Source organism: Microbispora sp. NBRC 16548 (assembly GCF_030268985.1).
GTDB classification, from domain to species: Bacteria; Actinomycetota; Actinomycetes; order Streptosporangiales; family Streptosporangiaceae; genus Microbispora; species Microbispora catharanthi.
The window spans coordinates 112,718-131,373 of sequence record NZ_BSSF01000010.1 but is presented as its reverse complement, the minus strand read 5'-3'; the positions used below and the strand labels follow the sequence as shown (position 1 = coordinate 131,373).

General features: G+C 72.0%; 19 protein-coding genes. 9 read left to right on the top strand and 10 right to left on the bottom strand.

Annotation, left to right across the window (positions count from 1 at the left end; translation table 11 throughout):
• Positions 1-43: 43 nt before the first annotated feature.
• On the top strand, positions 44-214 hold the full coding sequence (locus QSK36_RS26855) for a hypothetical protein (RefSeq protein ID WP_285784294.1): 171 nt from the start codon (positions 44-46) through the stop codon (positions 212-214).
• Positions 215-270: 56 nt separating this feature from the next.
• On the opposite strand, the gene QSK36_RS26850 is transcribed toward QSK36_RS26855, so the two are convergent.
• The 7 genes from QSK36_RS26850 to QSK36_RS26820 all read right to left on the bottom strand — a co-directional run bounded on the left by QSK36_RS26850 (position 271) and on the right by QSK36_RS26820 (position 9,485).
• Positions 271-1,425, bottom strand: a complete 1,155-nt coding sequence (locus QSK36_RS26850) for a cysteine--tRNA ligase (RefSeq protein WP_285784293.1) — start codon at positions 1,423-1,425, stop codon at positions 271-273.
• Between the two features lie 54 nt (positions 1,426-1,479).
• Positions 1,480-3,345: a sigma factor-like helix-turn-helix DNA-binding protein gene (locus tag QSK36_RS26845; RefSeq protein WP_183542499.1), complete on the bottom strand. Its 1,866-nt coding sequence runs from the start codon at positions 3,343-3,345 to the stop codon at positions 1,480-1,482.
• 55 nt (positions 3,346-3,400) lie between these two features.
• On the bottom strand, positions 3,401-5,461 hold the full coding sequence (locus tag QSK36_RS26840) for a UvrD-helicase domain-containing protein (protein WP_285784292.1): 2,061 nt from the start codon (positions 5,459-5,461) through the stop codon (positions 3,401-3,403).
• A gap of 3 nt (positions 5,462-5,464) precedes the next feature.
• On the bottom strand, positions 5,465-7,090 hold the full coding sequence (locus QSK36_RS26835) for a hypothetical protein (RefSeq protein ID WP_285784291.1): 1,626 nt from the start codon (positions 7,088-7,090) through the stop codon (positions 5,465-5,467).
• 65 nt (positions 7,091-7,155) lie between these two features.
• The gene (locus QSK36_RS26830; RefSeq protein ID WP_183542493.1) at positions 7,156-7,932 is read right to left on the bottom strand and encodes a class I SAM-dependent methyltransferase; all 777 of its coding nucleotides are present in this window, start codon (positions 7,930-7,932) and stop codon (positions 7,156-7,158) included.
• A gap of 125 nt (positions 7,933-8,057) precedes the next feature.
• Positions 8,058-9,149 (bottom strand): ABC transporter substrate-binding protein, encoded by a 1,092-nt coding sequence (locus tag QSK36_RS26825; protein ID WP_285784290.1) that lies wholly within the window; start codon positions 9,147-9,149, stop codon positions 8,058-8,060.
• Between the two features lie 102 nt (positions 9,150-9,251).
• A complete protein-coding gene (locus tag QSK36_RS26820) occupies positions 9,252-9,485 on the bottom strand; it encodes a putative acetyltransferase (RefSeq protein ID WP_183542491.1) in 234 nt (77 codons plus the stop codon).
• 97 nt (positions 9,486-9,582) lie between these two features.
• On the opposite strand from QSK36_RS26820, the gene fdxA reads away from it, so the two are divergent.
• Genes fdxA through dapE form a run of 5 tightly spaced genes read left to right on the top strand, consistent with a single transcriptional unit; the run spans position 9,583 to position 13,582 of the window.
• Positions 9,583-9,909 carry a ferredoxin gene (fdxA, locus tag QSK36_RS26815; RefSeq protein ID WP_030507471.1) on the top strand — a complete coding sequence of 109 codons (327 nt, stop codon included), beginning with the start codon at positions 9,583-9,585 and terminating at the stop codon, positions 9,907-9,909.
• Between the two features lie 44 nt (positions 9,910-9,953).
• Positions 9,954-11,033, top strand: a complete 1,080-nt coding sequence (dapC, locus tag QSK36_RS26810; RefSeq protein ID WP_285784289.1) for a succinyldiaminopimelate transaminase — start codon at positions 9,954-9,956, stop codon at positions 11,031-11,033.
• Positions 11,034-11,044: 11 nt separating this feature from the next.
• Positions 11,045-11,680, top strand: a complete 636-nt coding sequence (locus QSK36_RS26805) for a DUF4178 domain-containing protein (RefSeq protein WP_182899978.1) — start codon at positions 11,045-11,047, stop codon at positions 11,678-11,680.
• 57 nt (positions 11,681-11,737) lie between these two features.
• On the top strand, positions 11,738-12,502 hold the full coding sequence (locus tag QSK36_RS26800) for a hypothetical protein (protein ID WP_221264408.1): 765 nt from the start codon (positions 11,738-11,740) through the stop codon (positions 12,500-12,502).
• 24 nt (positions 12,503-12,526) lie between these two features.
• A complete protein-coding gene (gene dapE / locus QSK36_RS26795) occupies positions 12,527-13,582 on the top strand; it encodes a succinyl-diaminopimelate desuccinylase (RefSeq protein WP_285784288.1) in 1,056 nt (351 codons plus the stop codon).
• A gap of 75 nt (positions 13,583-13,657) precedes the next feature.
• Here dapE and QSK36_RS26790 read toward each other — a convergent pair whose 3' ends face one another.
• Positions 13,658-15,856: a bifunctional polysaccharide deacetylase/glycosyltransferase family 2 protein gene (locus tag QSK36_RS26790; protein WP_285784287.1), complete on the bottom strand. Its 2,199-nt coding sequence runs from the start codon at positions 15,854-15,856 to the stop codon at positions 13,658-13,660.
• Positions 15,857-15,875: 19 nt separating this feature from the next.
• The gene (locus QSK36_RS26785) at positions 15,876-16,424 is read right to left on the bottom strand and encodes a hypothetical protein (protein ID WP_285784286.1); all 549 of its coding nucleotides are present in this window, start codon (positions 16,422-16,424) and stop codon (positions 15,876-15,878) included.
• 122 nt (positions 16,425-16,546) lie between these two features.
• On the opposite strand from QSK36_RS26785, the gene QSK36_RS26780 reads away from it, so the two are divergent.
• Both QSK36_RS26780 and QSK36_RS26775 read left to right on the top strand, forming a co-directional pair.
• Positions 16,547-17,293, top strand: a complete 747-nt coding sequence (locus tag QSK36_RS26780; RefSeq protein ID WP_183542479.1) for an LOG family protein — start codon at positions 16,547-16,549, stop codon at positions 17,291-17,293.
• 9 nt (positions 17,294-17,302) lie between these two features.
• A complete protein-coding gene (locus QSK36_RS26775) occupies positions 17,303-17,881 on the top strand; it encodes an LOG family protein (protein WP_183542477.1) in 579 nt (192 codons plus the stop codon).
• An 8-nt stretch (positions 17,882-17,889) separates the two neighbouring features.
• On the opposite strand, the gene QSK36_RS26770 is transcribed toward QSK36_RS26775, so the two are convergent.
• On the bottom strand, positions 17,890-18,162 hold the full coding sequence (locus QSK36_RS26770) for a hypothetical protein (RefSeq protein WP_183542475.1): 273 nt from the start codon (positions 18,160-18,162) through the stop codon (positions 17,890-17,892).
• Between the two features lie 43 nt (positions 18,163-18,205).
• Here QSK36_RS26770 and QSK36_RS26765 point away from each other — a divergent pair, with 43 nt between their 5' ends.
• Positions 18,206-18,652, top strand: a complete 447-nt coding sequence (locus tag QSK36_RS26765) for a hypothetical protein (RefSeq protein ID WP_285784285.1) — start codon at positions 18,206-18,208, stop codon at positions 18,650-18,652.
• Positions 18,653-18,656: the final 4 nt, after the last annotated feature.

Below are 18,656 nucleotides of genomic sequence, written 5' to 3'. Positions count from 1 at the left end.
CGGCGGACGAGATTGCGGGAAAGGAGTGAAGGGGCCGTCCAACATGCCAGGCGCTGACGCGGCGTCGGCCTGCCTACGGGCCGGGCCGGACGTGGAGCCGCTGCCGGGCCAGCCGTCGCTGCCGGGCCAGCCGTCACTGCCGGGCCGGCCGTCACTGTCGGGCCGGCCGTCACTGCCCGGCCAGCCGTCAGTACGCGAGAAGCCGACCGGCTGACCCGTTCACGCCTGAGAAGCGGGCCGGCCGGCCCGTTCAGGCGTGAGAAGTGCCCGTCAGATGCGGCCGATGTCGGCGGGCAGGTCGAGGGCGAGCACGTGGTCGAAGTGGAGGAAGGTCTCGAACCTGGACCCCGGCGCGACCGACTCGTCGGCCTCCAGGTCGCGCAGCAGGCGTAGCGCCCCGGGCGTGTCGAGGTCGTCGTCCAGCGCCCGCTGGACGCGCTCGGAGTGGGCGTCGTCGATCGGGCGGCTCGGTGACTCCGCCCATTCGGCCACCCGCCGCCGCAGCCGCCGCAGTTCCTCGTCGGCGGCGTGAAGAGCGTCCCAGGTGAGATCGACCGGCCGCCGGTAGTGGTGCTCCAGCAGGGCAAGCCGTACGGCGAGGGGATCGAGACCGGCGGCGACGACGCCGGACAGCGGCACGACGTGCCCGGTGTCGGCCGGGCGGCCCTCGAACAGCAGGTGCCCGGAGTGCGCCCAGTGGGCGGCGGCCTCCTGACCTGTGGCGGCGTTCGACTGCGCCCGCGCCCTCTCGTGGTGGGGGAAGCACAGGTCGGCCCCGCCCACGTACAGGTCGAAGTGGGGGCCGAGGAACCGCAGCGGCGTGGCCGAGCACTCCACGTCGCGACCGGGGAGACCGCGGCCCCAGGGCGCGTTCCAGGCCGCTCCGGCGTCGCCGCCGGCCGAATGCCCCAGGGATTGCGACACCGGCTCCCAGAGGGGCCAGTCGGACGCCGAGCCCGGCTTGCCGGAGATCTCGCCGTACGTGGGGAAGGACGCCGCGTCGAAGAACACCGCCCCCTCCGGGGTGGCGTACGCGTGGCCGCGCTCGATGAGCCGCCCGATGAGCTCGATCACCAGGCCCATCGTCTCGCTGGTCCGGGGGGAGTGCTCGGGGGCGCGCATGTTGAGCGCGAGCGTGTCGGCGTCGAGAGACGCGCCATTCACGTCACGGCCGTCACGTTCGTCACGGTCGTCACCGCCCTCACCGCCGTCTCGGTGGACGAGGTCGGAGACGTTGCGGCAGGCGAGCACCCGCAGATTGGCGCGTTCGGCGACGCGGCGGACCAGGTCGGCGAGCAGGGCGGGGCGCAGGTCGGCGAGGCCGGCGGGCCCGTGCGCGGCGCAGGTGTACATCCGCAGAACCCGCGAACCGGCCGGGGCGACGGGCACGACCTGCCGGGTCAGGGTGTCGTGGAGCCGCAACATGCTCCGAGCCTACGTGCTGCCCCCGACATCCCCGCCCCGGCCCCTGAGCCGGAATCAGGTCAGGAAGCGGATGATGTCGCGGTCGCCGCGTTCGCGCAGGCGGTCGAGGACATCCTCGCGGACGGCCCCCTCGGGCAGGCCGATGCGGGCGCCGATGAGACGCAGGCCCTCGGCCTCCGACGCGACCGGAGCGGTGTACCCGATCAGGTGCAGCGCCTGGTTGATCGCGGGCAGCCCGGCCCCCGCCGTGGGCAGGAAGCGGGTCAGCAGCTCGCCGCCGTCGGAGACCGTGAGGAAGACATGGTCGCCCTCGGACGCGTTGTACTCCGCGAGGACGTTCCTGATCGAGCCGATGGTCGGCTGGTTGTGCCAGCTGATCACCACCTCGCCCGACGCGGTGGAGGCGGTGAGCTGCCCGCCGGGCGCCATGCCGAGGTGCGCGGCGAAGCCGGTCGGCAGCGGGGAACCCGAGCCGCGCAGGTGCTCGGCGTTCACGTCGACACGGTGCCACCAGCGGCCGTCCCTGCTGCGGAAGCAGCGGCGGGTCATCGAGACGTCCCGGCGCGGCTGGTACGGCTCGGCCTGGTCCTGGGCGGCCACCCTGATGTAGCCGCGCTGGGTCCGCTCGAACCCGGGCCCTCCGGCGTACGCCCTGATGGAGCTCTCGCTCACGTCGTAGTGGGAGGTCAGGTTGTCCACGACCGTGCTCACGGACGCCTCGCCGCCCGCGCGCTCGATCTCCCGAACGATCATCTCCCGGATGCCGAGGTACTCGTCGCCGCCCCAGCGCCGCAGCCCGTACTTGCTGCGGTCGAGCCGGATGAACCGCTCGTCGGAGGCGAGCTGGTTGCGGATGCCGACGATGCTGTAGTCCTCGCCGATACGACCCTGGATGTCCTCGGGGGTGAGCGGGGCGTGGGCGACCGCCAGCACGGCCTCCGCCTTGTCGCCCATGCTGCGCGGCCAGGGGACGACGTGGCCGTCCATGACCCGCAGGTGCGGCACCGACGCCAGCCAGCGCTCGGCGACGTCCTCCCGGATGCCGAGCTGGGCGACGAGGGAGACCGCCTCCTCCAGCGGCCGGGGGCCGTCGGCGAACAGCTGCCGCGTCTTCTCCCTGAGCTCGTCCGCGCCGCCCGCGACCAGCCATCCGTCCACCTGCTCGTACCCGGTCAGCAGCGTACGGACGAACCGCCAGGCGGGGATCGCGAGCGTGATCAGCTCGGTGCGGTGCCACGGCACGGCGGCGGCGACGTCGTCGGCGGGCACGGCCGAGCCCAGCCGGGTGCGCAGCCAGGACAGGTGGGCGTTCAGCGGCGCGGCGGACGGGCCGTTCAGCCAGTCCATCACGTGGTCGCGCAGGTCGCGCTCGATCTGCCGGATCCGCTCGCGGGTGACCGAGAAGCGCTGGGCCAGCTCGTCCAGTGTGGCCCGCTGGGCCTGGCCCGGTGGCTGGGAGGTGTCGAAGTAGAGCCGGTCGCGTGCGATGGCCCGCTGGCGGTCGTCCAGCCGGGCGAAGATCTCGTCGATGACCTCGGGCATCGGCCGCTCGGGAAGGGCCGGCGGGACGGGCGCCCCGGCCGGCTCCTGTGCGGGCTCCGTGGCCAGCAGCTTGTCGATCACGTCGACGTACAGGTCGTGGACGCTCTCCCGGGGGCCGGGCGTCTGGAGGCTCTCCTCCGGGTGGGTGAACCTCAGCAGCGGGAGGATGTCGCCGAGGACCAGGTGCGACCAGCAGGCGGTGGTGAGGTCGGCGAGCCGGGAGGCGACCTGGCCGGTTCCCACCGCCGCGCAGGCCCGGCCGAGGGGAAGCGCCTGCCACCACGCGTCGGGAAGACCGGGGTCGCTCGCGATCGGCTCTACCTGGCTGGGCGCGGTCCAGCGCAGCGGAGGCACGATGTCGCTAAGGCTGAGGTTCATGCAGGTCCAACCGGCAAGGGGAATATATCCGCAGTTCAGACTAGGGGATCGGACGTCAGGCCGGGATGAAGGGACTGGCGCGCCCCGAATAGGACACGTAGAGCAACTCCCCCGCCCGCGTGCACGCCACGTAGAGCAGCCCCCGTTCGCGTTGCAGATCGTGCGCCCGGGCCGTCGGGTCCTCGTCGGCCGGGGTCAGCGCGTCCGGCGCCGGCACGATTCCGTCAGCCACGCCTATCACGGCCACGCGGCGGAATTCCAGCCCTTTCATGCCATGAAGGGAGGTGACTTTGACCGTGATGCCCGCTTCGCGTAGTGCGGTGCGGGCGGTACGCACGAGGTCCGGGGTACGCGCGGCCACCGCGATCTGGGCGGTCGGCACGCCCTCCTCCAGCCATTCGGCCACGGTGGAGACGAGCCCGGCCATCTCCGCCTCCGCGTCCACGTACTGGCGCACCATCGGCCGCGCGCCGTAGTCCAGCGCGCGGTAGCCGTACATCGCGGCGTTGCCCGCGACCAGGCCGTCCGCCGGGCCACCGCCGCGCAGGCGCACTCCCCACGAGAGGATCTCGGCGGGCAGCCGGTGAGAGATCTTGAGGCGGAACTGGCGGGCGGGGATGCCGACGTCCGCCAGCGCGACCCGCGTGTCGAACATGCGCTGGTGCGGGTCTCCCACGATGAACAGGTCGTTCGGGGCGGCGGGGACCGCCGCCCGCAGCAGCCGCCACTGGGCCGGGTGCAGGTCCTGCGCCTCGTCCACCACGATGTGCCGGTACGGCTCACGCCCCGGCGCCTCGTCGCCCAGCAGGTCGCCCACGGCCCGCCCGAGCAGGCCCGCCGCCTCCGAGGCGAGCTGGAGCAGGGTGCGCCGGCCGGACTCGCGCAGGCGCCGTACGACCTGCTGGACGGCCTCCCACACCGTCGTCCTGGCATCGGCGTCGAGCCGGACGCCGCGGCCGAGCCGGGTGGCGGCCTGATACTCCTCCAGCGTCCGCAGGTTCTGCGCGAGGATCACCTGCTCCCACTCGCGCAGCAGGAACGCGCTGCCGAAGCGCCCGACGGCCGCCTCCTGCCACAGCTCGGCCAGGTCGTCGGAGGAGACGAGGGCGGGGGCGCGGCCCTCCGCCTCGGCGACGATGCGGTGCGCGATCCTGTCGACGTTGCCCACCTCGACGCGCTTGCGGACCACCTCGTCCTTGACGATCATGTCAAGCCGCGCGGACAACTCGGTCGCGAGGCTCTGGGAGAACGTCACCAGTAGCACCGGGCCGGTGGCCGCGCGGGCCAGCAGGGCCGCCCGGTGCAGCGCGATGACCGTCTTCCCGGTGCCCGCACCCCCGGTGATCAGCACCGGCTGCTCGTACGCCGGCCAGTTGGCGTACGTGTGCTGCGGCGGGTAGAGGAACGTGCACCAGCCGGGCAGCGTGAGGATGCGCTCGAGCTCCGCGGCGTCGGCGGCGAACGCGGCCCGGTCGGGGCTGCGCCGCAGCGCCGCCAGGAGGTCCTCAGGGTCGATCTCGTCGGCGACGCGGGAGCGGCAGGCGTCCAGCTCGCGCCAGGCCGCCGCGAGCGAGCCGCCGCGGGCGAGCGCGGCGAGCGGCGCGTACTGGCTGTGCGGGAGCAGCGGCTCCACGGCCGCGAGATGCGACTCCGACGTCATCAGCCGCAGCAGCGGCAGCAGGTGGGCGTCGACGCCGATGTTCAGCAGATCGGCGTCGCACCAGTTCTCGAACAGCGGCCGGCCGCCGGTCTCCGACGCACGGCGCAGGGCCGGCTCGACCCGCTCCAGGGCCTCGGCGTCCCAGGTCTCGACGATCCCGATGGCCGTGTTGACGCCGAACCTGTGCCGCTGCGCGTACGACCACGCCTCGGCGTCCGGCAGCACGGTGAGCAGCCAGTAGACGTCCTCCTGACGCACCACCACCCCCCGGTGGCGGTCGGCGAGCCGCAGCGTGGCGATGCGGGGATCACGGCAGTTGCGCACCCTCTCGGGGTGCGGCGCGGCGGACGCGTTCAGCAGGAACCGGCGCACCGCGACGGCCACGTCCCGGCGGACCGGCCGGGTGAGCGCGCCGAGCCCGCGCAGGAACTCCGGGGAGATCGCGAGCCGGGGCATCGGCTATCCCAGCAGGGTCAGCAGGTCGCGGTCCCCGCGTTCTCGCAGCCGCGCGAGGAGTTCGGGCCGCCCGACGGGCGCGGTGAGGCCGACGCGCGTCGCGATCACCCGCGCGGCCTGCTCGGGCGTGCCGCTCGGCGCGGTGTAGCCCACCAGGCGCAGCGCGCGGCTCGTCTCGTCGCCGCCGTCCGCCGCCGGCAGGTGCCGTACGCGCAGCATGCCCTCCTCGGACAGGGTCAGGAAGATGTGGCTGCCCTCCTCGGCCGAGACCTCGCTGAGAATCCGCTGGAGGGAGCCCAGGACCGGCCGCGCGTGCCAGGAGAGGCCGACCTCCCCGGCCGCGCTGCGCACCGTGCGGTCCTCGCCCGGCGCGAGACCGACGTACGCCGCGAACCCGCTCGGCAGCGGCACCTCGGCGCCGTTGAGGTGGTCGCCGGAGACGTCCACCCTGAGCCACCACCTGCCGTCCGGCTGCCGGAAGCACCGCCGGGTCAGCGCGACGTCCTTGAGCCCGCCCTGCTGACCGCCCTGCTGCCCGACCGGCTGACGGTCCGGCTGGCGGTCCGCCGTACTGATCTCCGACGCCTTCTGAGCGCGCAGTTGCGGCACGCTCTCCAGCCACTGCCTGGCGACGTCGGGACGGACGCCCAGAGAGCCGATCATCTCCAGCGCCTGGGGGACGGTCGGCGGGCGCTCGGCGGAGGCGATCAGGCTCCGCGTCCTCTCCCGCAGTTCCTCGATGTCACCGGCCACGAGCCAGTCGCCGAAGAGGCGGTATCCGGGGAACGTGGCGAGCACGAACCGCCAGGCGGGCACCTCCAGCGTGCGCAGTTCGCGCCCGTGCCACTCGGCCGCCGTGACGAACCGCTCCTTCGGGACCGCGGCTCCGAAGGTGTCGGTGAGCCAGGTCAGATGCTCGTTGTACGGCTTCGCCTCCGGCAGCGCGAGCCAGCGGGACAGCCGGTCGCGCAGGGCCGCTTCGAGGTCGTGGATGACGGAGGGGTGGACGGCGAGCAGTCTGGCCAGCTGCTCGGGATCGGACGGCTCGTCGGAGAAGACCCGGTTCTGCGCCACCATCCAGGTCTGGTCGTCCAGGTCGCCGAACGCGGCGTCGATCAGCTCGGGGATGTCCGGGGCCTGTTGTTCCGCCACCTGTTCGTCCGGGGGATCCTCCACCGGCTCGGAGACCGGCTCGGGCACCGGCTCGGAGACAGGCCGGGCCTCCTCCGGGGACATCCGTAAGAACACGGCGCCGAACAGAGCGGTCAGCACGGGGCGGGCCTTGACGAACGGCTGGTCGGCCAGTTCCCGGCCGGACAGCGCGAGCAGGCCGTGCCACGACCCCGCCCGGTCGAGCGCGATCGCGACCTGGGGGTCGTCGGCCTCGTCGGGGTCGAGCACGTGCAGCGCGGGCAGCACGTCGCCGACGGCCGCCGCCGGCCAGTGGTCGAGCGCGAGCTCGGTGAGCAGGTCGCCCAGCGCCTCGGCGTCCAGGACGGCGAGCACCCGGTGCAGGGGCAGCGTCCGCCACCAGGCGTCCGGCAGGCCGGGCCGGTCGGCCAGTGCCGTGATGCGGGCAGCGTCACTCCAGCGCAGCGGTGGCACGAGGTCACTCAGGCAGAAGTTCATGCGTTCCCCATCACTCACAAAGACCAGTCCATAGTCTGGCAAATCGCCCCGTCGTGGTGGAGATGTCAGTGACGTTCTGCGGCGAAACGGAGACGGACGTAGTCGGCCATCCAGCCGGTCTCCCGGCGCAGCGCGGGGGCGGCCAGTTCGTTGACCCGGCGCAGCAGCGGCTCCACGGCCGCCGGGGGGACCCGGTCGAGCAGCGAGCCGGCGAACATCCGGACCCAGTCGGCCGCGCCGTTCGGGCACTCGTCGAGCGGCGTGGGGCGGTCGAAATACTCCAGCAGCCGGACCGTGAACCCGCCCTTCTCCAGGCGGTGGGCGTACTCGGCGGGGCTGGGGAAGTACCACGGCAGCTCGGGCTCGGGCAGGCCGTACTCGCGCCAGGCGGTGAGCACGGCGGAGGTCAGGGCCGCGCAGTTGCCCGCGCCGCCCATCTCGGCGACGAACCGGCCGCCCGGCCGCAGCGCCTCCCGCACGCAGTCGATCACCGCGTCGGGGTCGCGGCTCATCCAGTGCAGCGCGGCGTTCGAGAAGACCGCGTCGTACGGCTGGGCGACGGTGAAGTCGTAGCCGTCGCCCACGGTGAAGTCGAGTCCGGGATGGTGCGCGATGGCCTGCTCGATCATGGAGTGGGAGCCGTCGATGCCCAGCACGTGGGCGCCGCGCCTGGCGATGTCGGCGGTGAGCACCCCGGTGCCGCATCCGAGGTCGAGCACGCGCTCACCGGGGCGCGGGTCGAGCAGTTCCACCAGCGGCGCGCCCTGAGCCGAGACGTAGCCGAAGGAGCTGTCGTAGGCGCGAGCGTTCCACCGGGTGAGACTGGGAGTTTCGTACCTCAAGATCGGCTCGCATTCTGACACGTGGTGCCCGGTGTCGGGATTGCCGCAATCTCATGCCGACTTGTGAGACTGCTGGGATAACGACACACTTTACGGCTTCCGTCGCCTCCGCGAGATCGGAGGACTCAGCCGACCATCTGGGCCCAATGCGCGGTCACATATGACTTGGCCTGATCCTGCTCGGGGATGTTCAGGATCACCGGGTCGCCGGACGCCTCCGGCAGCCTGGCGGCGGCGTCCCCGTCCAGCGTGTCGCGCATCTCCATGGCCTCCATCCGGGCGGGCCGCGCGTACGCCTTGAGGAAGAGGTTCTGGCCCTCGTCGGACAGCAGGAACTCCTCCCACAGCCGGGCGGCGGCCGGGTGCGGCGCGTCGGCGCTGATCGCCTGCATGTAGTAGGAGGCGAGCACCTCGTTCTTCGGGATCGTCACCCGCCAAGCCGCCGCGCCGCGGCCGGAGGCGGCCCGCGCCGCGTTCATGTAGTCCCAGTCCACCACCGCGGTCGCCTGGTCGGGCCGGCCGAGCATGCCGCCCTTCTTCAGCCGCGCGAACAGGTTTACGCCCCGCGCGGCGTCCGGCAGTCCGTTGCCGAGCGAGGCGGCCATCACGGCGCTGAACGCCGAGGCAACCCGGCGCGGGTCACCCGGCAGTGCCACGGTCGTCCCCGGCCTGACCAGCGCGCCGTACGACACGGGGGCGGGGACCTTTCTCGGGTCGTAGCCGATCGACATGTATCCGCCGTAGGCGGCGAACCAGCGTCCCCGCTGCTCCTTGGCCTCGTCGGGGATGTCCGCCCAGCCGGCCACGCGGTAGGGCGCGAACAGCTTGGCGTCGGCGACCGCGACCTCCAGGGTGAGATCGAACACGTCCGGCGCCTGATTCGTCCCCTTCAGACGGGCCGCGGTGTCGATCTCCTGCTTGCTGCTCGCCTCCGGCACGATCGAGGTCACCTTGATGCCGTACTTGTCGGAGAAGCGGGCGATGATCTCCTTGTAACCGACCCAGCCGCCCGGCAGGCCCACGACCGTGAGCGCGCCCTCCTTCTTGGCCGCCTCGACGAGCCTGTCCATGGTGCCGAACCCGGACTCCAGGCTGTCGGCCCGGGGGTTCAGGGGCGGCAGCGGCTTGTCCGACGACGACGGCTTCGAGCACGCGGAGGCCGTGAACAGGAGGACGGCCGCCGAGGAAACCGTCACGACGCAGGCACGTATGGTCACGCCGCGTATGCTCCCCGCGTCGCGGCGGCCGTTCGCGGCGGCGCGCTGGGGCATTACCGAGTCGGCGTCCGCACCATGCACGCCGATTACTGGGTAAGAGGATTACCGGGCAGGCGGCGCGGGCGGCACGACCTTGGCGGCGGCCAGGGTGTCCTCGGCGATCTCTACGAGGCTTCCGTCCCGTTTCCGCACGGTGAGCACGCCGTCGTGCCAGGATTCCAACACGCCGACGGCGTCCCGGTGCCCGCCGGGCACTCTGCGTCGCGTCGTCACCCGTTTGCCCACGTCGGCGGGGGTGATGGCGACCACAAGACGGGCTCCGAAACGAGGGGCCACGACGATTGCCCCCCTCCTGTTCCGGCTAGTCGGCAGGCACCGCAATACTAGGGCTAGCAACCCGCGGTCGAGCCGTGCAACCCAGAAGGAGCCCGAGGTGACGTACGTCATCGCGCAGCCTTGCGTGGACGTCCTGGACAAGGCGTGCATCGAGGAGTGCCCCGTCGATTGCATCTACGAGGGCGAACGCATGCTCTACATCCACCCCGACGAGTGCGTGGACTGCGGTGCGTGCGAGCCGGTGTGCCCCGTAGAGGCGATTTTCTACGAGGACGACCTTCCCGAGCAGTGGAAGGACTTCTACAAGGCCAACGTCGATTTCTTCGAGGAGCTGGGCTCGCCCGGCGGCGCCTCGAAGGTCGGAAAGATCAACAAGGACCACCCGCTCGTCGCGGCGCTCCCGCCGCAGGGCGAGGACCACTGACCGACGCCTGATCAGCGCGGTCCGTGACGACTGGGGGATTTTCTTTGCTTGCGTTGCCGGACTTCCCATGGGATCGGCTCGTGCCCTATCAGGACCTGGCGCGGGCGCATCCCGGCGGAATCGTCGACCTGTCGGTCGGCACGCCGGTCGACCCGGTGCCCCCGGTCGCTCGTGAGGCGCTCGCCGCCGCCGCCGACAGCCCCGGCTATCCCCTGACGTACGGCACGCCGCGGCTGCGTGAGGCGGCCGCGGGCTGGCTGCGGCGGCGGCACGGCGTCACGATCGACCCCGCCGACGTGCTGCCGACCATCGGCTCCAAGGAACTGGTGGCCTGGCTGCCGACGCTGCTCGGCGTGCGGCCCGGCGAGCGCGTGGTCTTCCCCGAGCTCGCCTATCCGACGTACGACGTGGGCGCGAGGCTGGCCGGGGCCGAGCCCTACGCGACCGACGGGCTCCTCGCGCTGGGCCCCGAGCGGGTGCCCCTCGTCTGGGTGAACTCGCCGTCCAACCCCACCGGGCGCGTCCTGCCCGCCGAGCACCTGCGCAAGGTCGTCGCGTGGGCGCGCGAGCGCGGCGCGGTCGTCGCGTCCGACGAGTGCTACATCGAGCTGGGCTGGGAGGAGCACCCGGTCTCCGTCCTCCACCCGGACGTGTGCGAGGGCTCCCACGAGAACCTGCTCGCGGTCCACTCGCTGTCGAAGCGGTCGAACTTCGCCGGATACCGCGCCGGCTTCGTCGCCGGCGACCCCCGGCTCGTACGGCTGCTGCTGGAGGTGCGCAAGCACGCCGGCATGATGATGCCCGCCCCGGTCCAGGCCGCGACAGCGGCCGTGCTCGACGACGACGCGCACGCCGACGCGCAGCGGGAGCGGTACGCCCGCCGCAGGGCGGTGCTGCGGCCCGCGCTGGAGCGGGCCGGCTGGCGGGTCGAGCACTCGGCCGCCGGGCTCTACCTGTGGGCCACCGACGGCACCGGCTGCTGGGACCAGGTGCGCGCCCTGGCCGAGAGAGGCATCCTCGTCGCGCCGGGCGAGTTCTACGGCGCCGCCGGGCGCGGTCACGTCCGCATCGCCGTCACCGCCACGGACGAGCGCGTCGATGCGGCGGTGAGCCGCCTCCAGTAGGATCGCCCGCCATGACGACAGCGATCGTGATCGTGCTGGGCCTCGCCACGGTCGTCGTCGTGCTGGGCGCCGTCGCCGCGACCCGGCGCACGCGCGCGCGAGAGCCGGTCCGCACGCCGCCCGCCGCTCCGGGAGAGTCGCCGGCGCGTGACCCCGAGGCCGATCCCGACTTCTTCGACCCTCGCACGATCAGGGTGGGGGACACCGTCTACGTGGAGGCCGCCCGCTATCGGGCCGTCGGCGCCCTGCACTGCACGATGCAGGGCGAGAAGTGGACGGAATACCTGCTGGACGAGGGCGCCCGGCGCTACAACTGGCTGTCGGTCGAGGAACGGCCGGGCAAGGAGGGCGAGCCCCTCCACCTGGAGGTCCTGTTGTGGACCGACGTGCCGACCCAGGGCATGGTGCCGGCCAGGCACATGCTCATCGTGGACGGTCTGGAGTTCTATCCCATCGAGCGCGGCACGGCCGCCTTCCGCTCCGAGGGGACCACCGGGCTGCCCGAGCGCGGCCTGCTCGACTTCGCCGACTACCGGGCCGGCGACGGCCGCCTGCTGTCGTTCCAGCGTGTGCAGGGCGGCCAGTGGGAGGCGTCCTACGCCCGACCGCTCACTCCGGGTTCGATCCGGGTGGATCGGCTTCCCTGATCGCACGGGTAGGTTCTGCTTGTGGAACGGCGCCTTACCAAACCTGTCGTGACCGTCATGGTCATCGTCGTCCTGCTGGGCGCCGCCATCTTCTACGGCGCCTATCACCTGCTGAAGCGGACAGAACCGTTCGCTCTGGGCGAACACTGCATGATCAAGACTCCCGGCGGCACGCTCGACCTCGACATCGAGCAGGCCCAGATGGCCGCGACCATCGCCGCCGTCGCGGTGCGGCGCAAGCTGCCCGAGCGCGCCCTTCAGATCGCCTACATCACGGCGATCCAGGAGTCCAAGCTGGCCAACCTGCCGTACGGCGACCGCGACTCGGTGGGCGTGTTCCAGCAGCGGCCCTCGCAGGGCTGGGGGACGGCCGAGCAGTTGCAGGACCCGGTCTACGCGTCGCGGAAGTTCTTCGCCGCGCTGGAGAAGGTGAAGCACTACCGGACCCTGCCGCTGCACGAGGCGGCCCAGGCCGTGCAGCGCTCCGCCGACGGCTCGGCCTACGCCGAGCACGAGTACAACGCCAAGATCCTCTCGGCGGCGTTCATCGGGCGCGTGCCCCAGGCCGTGCACTGCTGGTACCCGCCGTCCGACAAGCCGGTCACGCCGCAGACCGAGACCGCGCGCAAGCAGCTCGTGCGCGCGCTCGGCACGGACTCCGCGCCCAAGCGCGGCTGGCTGGTCGCCGCCTGGTACGTCACCCACGCACAGAAGTACGGCCTGCGCCAGGTGCGCTACGAGGGCGTCACCTGGACGGCCGCCAGCGGCCACGACGGCTGGCGCAAGGCCACCAAGCCCGTCGCCACCGTGCAGGTCGCGTGAACCCGTGGATTAGGGTCGGATGGCATGCGGCTTGACCTTGCCCAGGACGTGGGCGCGCTGACGGCGCAACTGGTGGACATCGAATCGGTGAGCGGCGCGGAGAAGGCGCTGGCCGACGCCGTCGAGGAGGCGCTCGATCCGCTGCCGCACCTGACGGTGCTGCGGGACGGTGACGCGGTGGTGGCGCGGACCGACCTCGGCCGGGCCGAGCGCGTGGTGATCGCCGGGCACATCGACACGGTCCCGGTGGCGGACAACCTGCCCAGCAGGGTCGAGGACGGCGTGCTGTACGGCTGCGGGACGTCCGACATGAAGAGCGGCGTGGCCGTCCAGCTCAAGCTCTGCCTGCTGGCCGAGCCGAACCGCGACCTGACCTTCGTCTTCTACGACTGCGAGGAGATCGAGGCCGAGCGGAGCGGCCTGCTGCGGCTCACCCGCACCCATCCCGAATGGATCACGGGTGACTTCGCGGTCGTGATGGAGCCGACCGACGGGCTGATCGAGGGCGGCTGCCAGGGCACGCTGCGCGCCGAGATCACGGTGAAGGGTGTGCGCGCGCACAGCGCCCGGTCGTGGGAGGGCGTCAACGCCATCCACGGCATCGCGCCGGTCCTGGAGACCCTCGGCCGGTACGAGGCGCGGCGCCCGGTGGTGGACGGCCTCCAGTTCCGCGAGGGGCTCAACGCGGTGGGCGTACGCGGCGGGGTGGCCGGGAACGTGATCCCGGACGAGTGCGTCGCGACCGTGAACTACCGCTTCGCCCCCGACCGCACCCTGGAGGAGGCGTTCGCCCACGTCCAGGAGGTCTTCGACGGCTTCGACGTGCGGCTCACCGACGGAGCGCCGGGTGCGCGGCCGGGGCTGACCCACCCCGTCGCCGCGGCGTTCGCCGCCGCGATCGGCGGCACGCCCCGGGCCAAGCTCGGCTGGACCGACGTCGCGCGGTTCTCCGCGCTCGGGATGCCCGCCGTCAACTGCGGCCCGGGCAACCCCGACATCGCACACACGGCGGGGGAGAACGTGAGCCTGGACAAGATCGTCGAGAGTGAGCGCCGGATGACGGCCTGGCTGGCCGAATAACCCGTAGATAGAAGAAAGTGGCTTTCCTCGCCGGCCATTTGGCGGGGAAAGCCACTTTCGTCCCGAGCAGCACCCTCATTCCTTAGACGGAGCCTCGGCGAAGACCGGTTCCAGGTTCCCGGGAATGTTTTCAAGATTCTTCAGGGTGTTGAAGGTGCCCTCCCGCCGCACCGTGTGCCAGCGCAGGCGCACCCCGAGAACGGCCGTGGCGACGGACTGGATGACCACCAGGTACATCAGCTGCCGGTAGACGAACTGCTGCAGGGGGAGCACCCACAGCGCCGACGCCCGTTCTCCGTCCAGACGCAGCGCGTACCACCCGCTGAGGGCCTGGGCGGTGACGAATCCGGCCCAGACCGCGACGACGGGCAGCGGGTCTGCCACCGCCACGCTGTAGACGGCCATGATGTCGACGACCGGGGCCAGCAGCGGGAGGATCACCTGGAAGAGCGTGAGATACCCGAGGCACCGGCGGCCGAACGGTCCTCGCTCCAGCACCGCCCCGCGGTGCTTCCACATCGCCTGCAGAGTGCCGTAGCACCAGCGGTAGCGCTGGCGCCACAGTTGCCGCAGCGAGGTGGGCGCCTCGGTCCACGCCCGGGCCCGCTCCTCGTAGACGACCCGCCAGCCCTCCCGGCAGATCGCCATCGTGAGGTCGGTGTCCTCGGCGAGGGTGTCGAGGCTGACGCCGCCCACCGACAGCAGCGCCTGCCGGCGGAAGGCGCCGATCGCGCCGGGCACCGTCGCCATGCAGCCGAGCAGGTCGAAGGCGCGCCGGTCGAGGTTGAACCCGATGACGTACTCGATGTGCTGCCATCGGCCGATCATGCCGCGGCGGTTGCCGACCTTCGTGTTGCCGCTGACCGCGCCCACCGAGGGGTCGGCGAGCGGTTGGACGAGGTTCCCGATGGTCGACGGCTCGAAGACGGTGTCGCCGTCCACCATGATCAGGATGTCATGTGAGGCGTGGGCGATGCCGGTGTTGAGCGCGGCGGGCTTGCCGCCGTTGGGCTGACGGATGACGCGTACGCCGGGCAGATTCAGCGAGGCGGCGATCTCCGCCGTGCGGTCGCCGGAGCCGTCGTCCACGACCAGCACCTCGACCTGCCCCGGGTAGTCCGTCGTCACGAGCGAGCGGACCGTCGCCTCGATCCCCGCCTCCTCGTTGTACGCGGGGACGATCACGGACACGGCCGGAGGGGCCGGCCACAAGGGAACGCGGTCGCGCCTGCGCCTGGGGGTGTTCTCCGGGCGCCTGCGGCGGGTCCTGCGGGCGTGGACCCAGGCCAGCGAGACGAAGAACGCCAGGCGGGCGAGGGTGAGCACCCCGGCGACGGAGAGGATCCAGCCCAGTGAGCCGGTGAAGGCGGCCGAGACCCGCTGGGCGATGGCGAGAACGCTCCCGAGGAAGCGCTCGGTGGTCCCGGCGGGTGTGTGGGCCGAAGGCAGCCCGGCGGCCTTGGTGAGCGTGGTGGCCGAGTAGCCCCTTTTCTTCAGTGCGTCCAGCAAGGCGTCGACGGCGGCCACAGTCCGGCTCCGGTCGCCTCCGGCGTCGTGGAACATGACCACCGCGCCCCGGCCCCGAGGCGGGAACGTGTCCCTCACCATCCGGTCGACGGCGGGACGGCTCCAGTCCCGCGAGTCGAGGTCGGTGAGTGCCACCAGGTATCCCTCGTCCCCGAGTGCGTGCATGGCCGCGAGCTGGGCGCTGCCGACCGCCGACGGCGAGGAGGAGTACGGCAGGCGCGCCAGGCGCGTGTGCACCCCCGTCGTGCCCGCGAGGACCTTCTGCGTGAGGGACATCTCCAGCCGGGTGCGCCAGAGCGGGGTGGTCGTCAGGTCGGCGTGGGTGTAGGTGTGGTTGCCGAGCTCGTGACCCTCCGCGAGGATCCTGCGGACCAGCTCGGGGTGCTCGGCCGCGTGGGCGCCCACCACGAAGAAGGTCGCCTTGGCGCCGTGCCTGCGCAGCACGTCGAGGATCCGAGGGGTCCACTTCGGGTCGGGGCCGTCGTCGAAGGTCAGCGCGACCGTCCGGGCGGCCGTACGCACGGTGCGAGGGCGCGGGCCCGAGGCGTTCACGACCGGCCCGCCCGAGCGCATCCGGTCGAGCTCGGCGGAGTGCTCCTCGCCCGGGGGAGGGGGCGCGTGCGTCTCGCCGACGACGTTGTGCGCGAAGCCGTTGAGCAGCAGCGCGCCGGCCGTCAGCAGGGCCGCGATCGCCACGAGGAACCAGTGGCCGCGGGGGTCGGCCCGTTTGCCGCGTCGTCCTGCCATCACCGTGCGCTCACCCTCTTCACTTGGGTCCGCGCGTCCGGCTGACCTGACCCGGCGGTGTGCCGCCGTGGCCGGGGTTCGCCGTCGGCGCCTCCGTGACCTCGGGCGACGGTTCCGCAGGTGGTCCCGCCGTCTCGGACGGCGAGGGCCGCCGGGTCGGCGCCGAGGAGGGGACGCGGGACGGGACGGAGGACGGGGAGGCGGACGGGCGGGGCGGCCGGGAGGCGGACGGCCGAGCGGCGGGCGAGGTGGCCGGCCGCGTTGGACGGGCGGCGGGCGTCGGCGCCGGAGGCCGGGCGGAGGTGCTCGTCTCCGGCGAGGGGGAGGGGGAGGGGCTGGGCGAGCGCGACTGCGGATGCGCCGCGTCCGGTCGACCACCCTGCCCCGGCCAGTTCAGCGCGGGGAGGCCGGAGCCGCCGACCACGCCGCCGAGCACGCCGACCAGCAGAGTCACCGTGAGAGCCGTGACCAGCACTCCGGTGACGATCGCGGTGACGGTCAGCACCTTGCTTCTGCGACCGCTGTGGTCGACGAAGACGGCTGTGCTCGTGGGGTGTGGCTCTCTCACGGGTTCCGATGCTATTGAGGCTGGGCTGATGTTTGGGACGCAATATGACGTTTGGGGCATAACTAATCGGGTAATTCGCGCGTCTTGCACCGTTCCCGATCCCGACCGTTAGCGTGACCGTCATGAACCACACCCGACCCGAACGCCGGCAGGGTCCGTCGCTGGTCCGCGGCGGCCTTGTCCCCGAATCCACTCACGACCAGCGCCTGCTCGACCGTCGCGGCCCCACCGGCTGGCTGCACGAGGATCCCTGGCGGGTCCTGCGCATCCAGTCGGAGTTCGTCGAGGGCTTCGGCGCCCTCGCCGACCTTCCTCCGGCGGTGACCGTCTTCGGTTCCGCCCGCACCGGTCCCGACACCCCCGAGTACGAACTCGGGGTGAAGGTCGGCGCGGCGCTCGCCAAGGCGGGCTACGCGGTGATCACCGGCGGTGGCCCCGGAGTGATGGAGGCGGCCAACAGGGGCGCGCTGGAAGCCGGCGGCGTCTCGGTCGGCCTCGGCATCGAGCTGCCGCACGAACAGCGCCTCAACGACTACGTGGACCTCGGCATCGAGTTCCGCTACTTCTTCGTGCGCAAGACGATGTTCGTCAAGTACGCCAGCGGGTTCGTGGCCCTGCCCGGCGGATTCGGAACGCTCGACGAGCTGTTCGAGGCGCTGACCCTGGTGCAGACGCGGAAGGTCACCTCGTTCCCGGTGATCATGATGGGCGTCTCGTTCTGGTCGCCGCTGATCGACTGGATCCGCGACACGCTGCTGGTCACCGGGAAGATCTCGCCGCAGGACGTCGAGCTGGTCTCGGTCACCGACGACCCCGACGAGGCCGTGCGCCTCATCGTGGAGGCCGACCGGCGCTCCGCCACTCAGTAGGGTTGCGACGTGTTCGTCTGCGTGTACTGCTCGTCCAGCCAGAAGATCGACCGCAAGTACGTCGACCTCGCCCGGGAGGTGGGCGCCGAACTGGCCCGCCGCGGCCACGGCCTCGTGAGCGGGGGCGCCATCGTCTCCTGCATGGGCGAGGTCGCCCGGGCCGTCCGCGACGGCGGCGGCCGCACGGTCGGGGTCATCCCCCAGGCCCTCGTCGACGTCGAGATCGCCGACACCGACTCCGACGAGCTGATCGTCACCGCCGACATGCGTGAGCGCAAGGGGGTCATGGACGCCAGGTCCGACGCGTTCCTCGTGCTTCCGGGCGGCATCGGCACCTTGGAGGAGCTGTTCGAGATCTGGACCACCCGGGTGCTCGGCATACACGAGCGGCCGCTGGTCGTCCTCGACCCGTGGGGCCTGTACGGGCCGCTGCGCGACCTGGTCGACGGCATGTACGAGCAGGGCTTCACGCGGCCGAACGTGTTCGATGCGATCTCGTGGGCGACCACGGTGGAGGAGGCGCTCGACATGCTGGAGCAGCCTGCCCTCCACCTCAGCCCGACGGGCGAGGAACTCGGCGAGAGCTGAGAGGGCTACTAGGCGAGGCCGCGGCGGGTCAGAGCGGGGGGCCGGAGGCCCAGCAGGGCCTCGGTCATGTCGAGGGCCTGCCGCACGTCGTGGGACGTCCGGAAGACGCTCGCGCCCGCCCAGGCGTAGGCCGCGGCGGCCGCGATCGCCTCGGTCTCATCGCCGGGGAGCGTCACCACGACGGTGTGTCCCGCCCGGGCCAGCGCGGACGCCTCCGGCAGCGAGGCGGCCTCGACCCAGCCGGACTCGATCTCGTCGTCGGGCCCGATCACGCGCGTCATGCTTCCATGCTCGCATGGAGAAGAGTTGTGGCACGATTCGTATGTGCTGGTCGTACTCGTCATCGCCGGACTCGCCGTGATCGCCTGTGTGGTCATGGTCTCGCTTGGACACGGCGGCGAGATGGCGGAGTTTCCTCCTGACGTGCCGCCGCTCGAACTGCCCGCGGCCGGCCAGATGACTCCCGCCGACCTGATCGCGCTTCAGCTTCCGATCGGTCTCGTGGGCTACAGCACCCAGGCGGTGGACGAGACGCTGCACCGCGTCTCGGTCGCGCTCGGGGAGCGCGACACCCGCATCGCCGTGCTGGAGCAGCGCGTGACCGAGTTATCGTACGCGCGGCTGCAGGCACGCGAGGAGACGAAGCAGGCCGAAACGAAGCAGGCGGAAACGAAGCAGGCCGAGGACTCCGAGCGTGAGCCGGAAGTGCCCTCGGCGCCGGCCCGCGAGGGCTGGGACGGAGACCGCGCCGACGCGGAAGAGGCATGGTGACAGC

Bases quoted from the DNA above. Each gene is read 5' to 3' on its own strand.
- QSK36_RS26805 (WP_182899978.1), top strand. From the start codon at position 11,045: ATGACGACAGCGATCGTGATCGTGCTGGGCCTCGCCACGGTCGTCGTC.
- QSK36_RS26850 (WP_285784293.1), bottom strand. From the start codon at position 1,425: ATGTTGCGGCTCCACGACACCCTGACCCGGCAGGTCGTGCCCGTCGCC.
- QSK36_RS26780 (WP_183542479.1), top strand. From the start codon at position 16,547: ATGAACCACACCCGACCCGAACGCCGGCAGGGTCCGTCGCTGGTCCGC.
- QSK36_RS26855 (WP_285784294.1), top strand. From the start codon at position 44: ATGCCAGGCGCTGACGCGGCGTCGGCCTGCCTACGGGCCGGGCCGGAC.
- dapE (WP_285784288.1), top strand. From the start codon at position 12,527: ATGCGGCTTGACCTTGCCCAGGACGTGGGCGCGCTGACGGCGCAACTG.
- QSK36_RS26835 (WP_285784291.1), bottom strand. From the start codon at position 7,090: ATGAACTTCTGCCTGAGTGACCTCGTGCCACCGCTGCGCTGGAGTGAC.
- QSK36_RS26800 (WP_221264408.1), top strand. From the start codon at position 11,738: ATGGTCATCGTCGTCCTGCTGGGCGCCGCCATCTTCTACGGCGCCTAT.
- QSK36_RS26770 (WP_183542475.1), bottom strand. From the start codon at position 18,162: ATGACGCGCGTGATCGGGCCCGACGACGAGATCGAGTCCGGCTGGGTC.
- QSK36_RS26845 (WP_183542499.1), bottom strand. From the start codon at position 3,345: ATGAACCTCAGCCTTAGCGACATCGTGCCTCCGCTGCGCTGGACCGCG.
- QSK36_RS26790 (WP_285784287.1), bottom strand. From the start codon at position 15,856: ATGGCAGGACGACGCGGCAAACGGGCCGACCCCCGCGGCCACTGGTTC.
- QSK36_RS26840 (WP_285784292.1), bottom strand. From the start codon at position 5,461: ATGCCCCGGCTCGCGATCTCCCCGGAGTTCCTGCGCGGGCTCGGCGCG.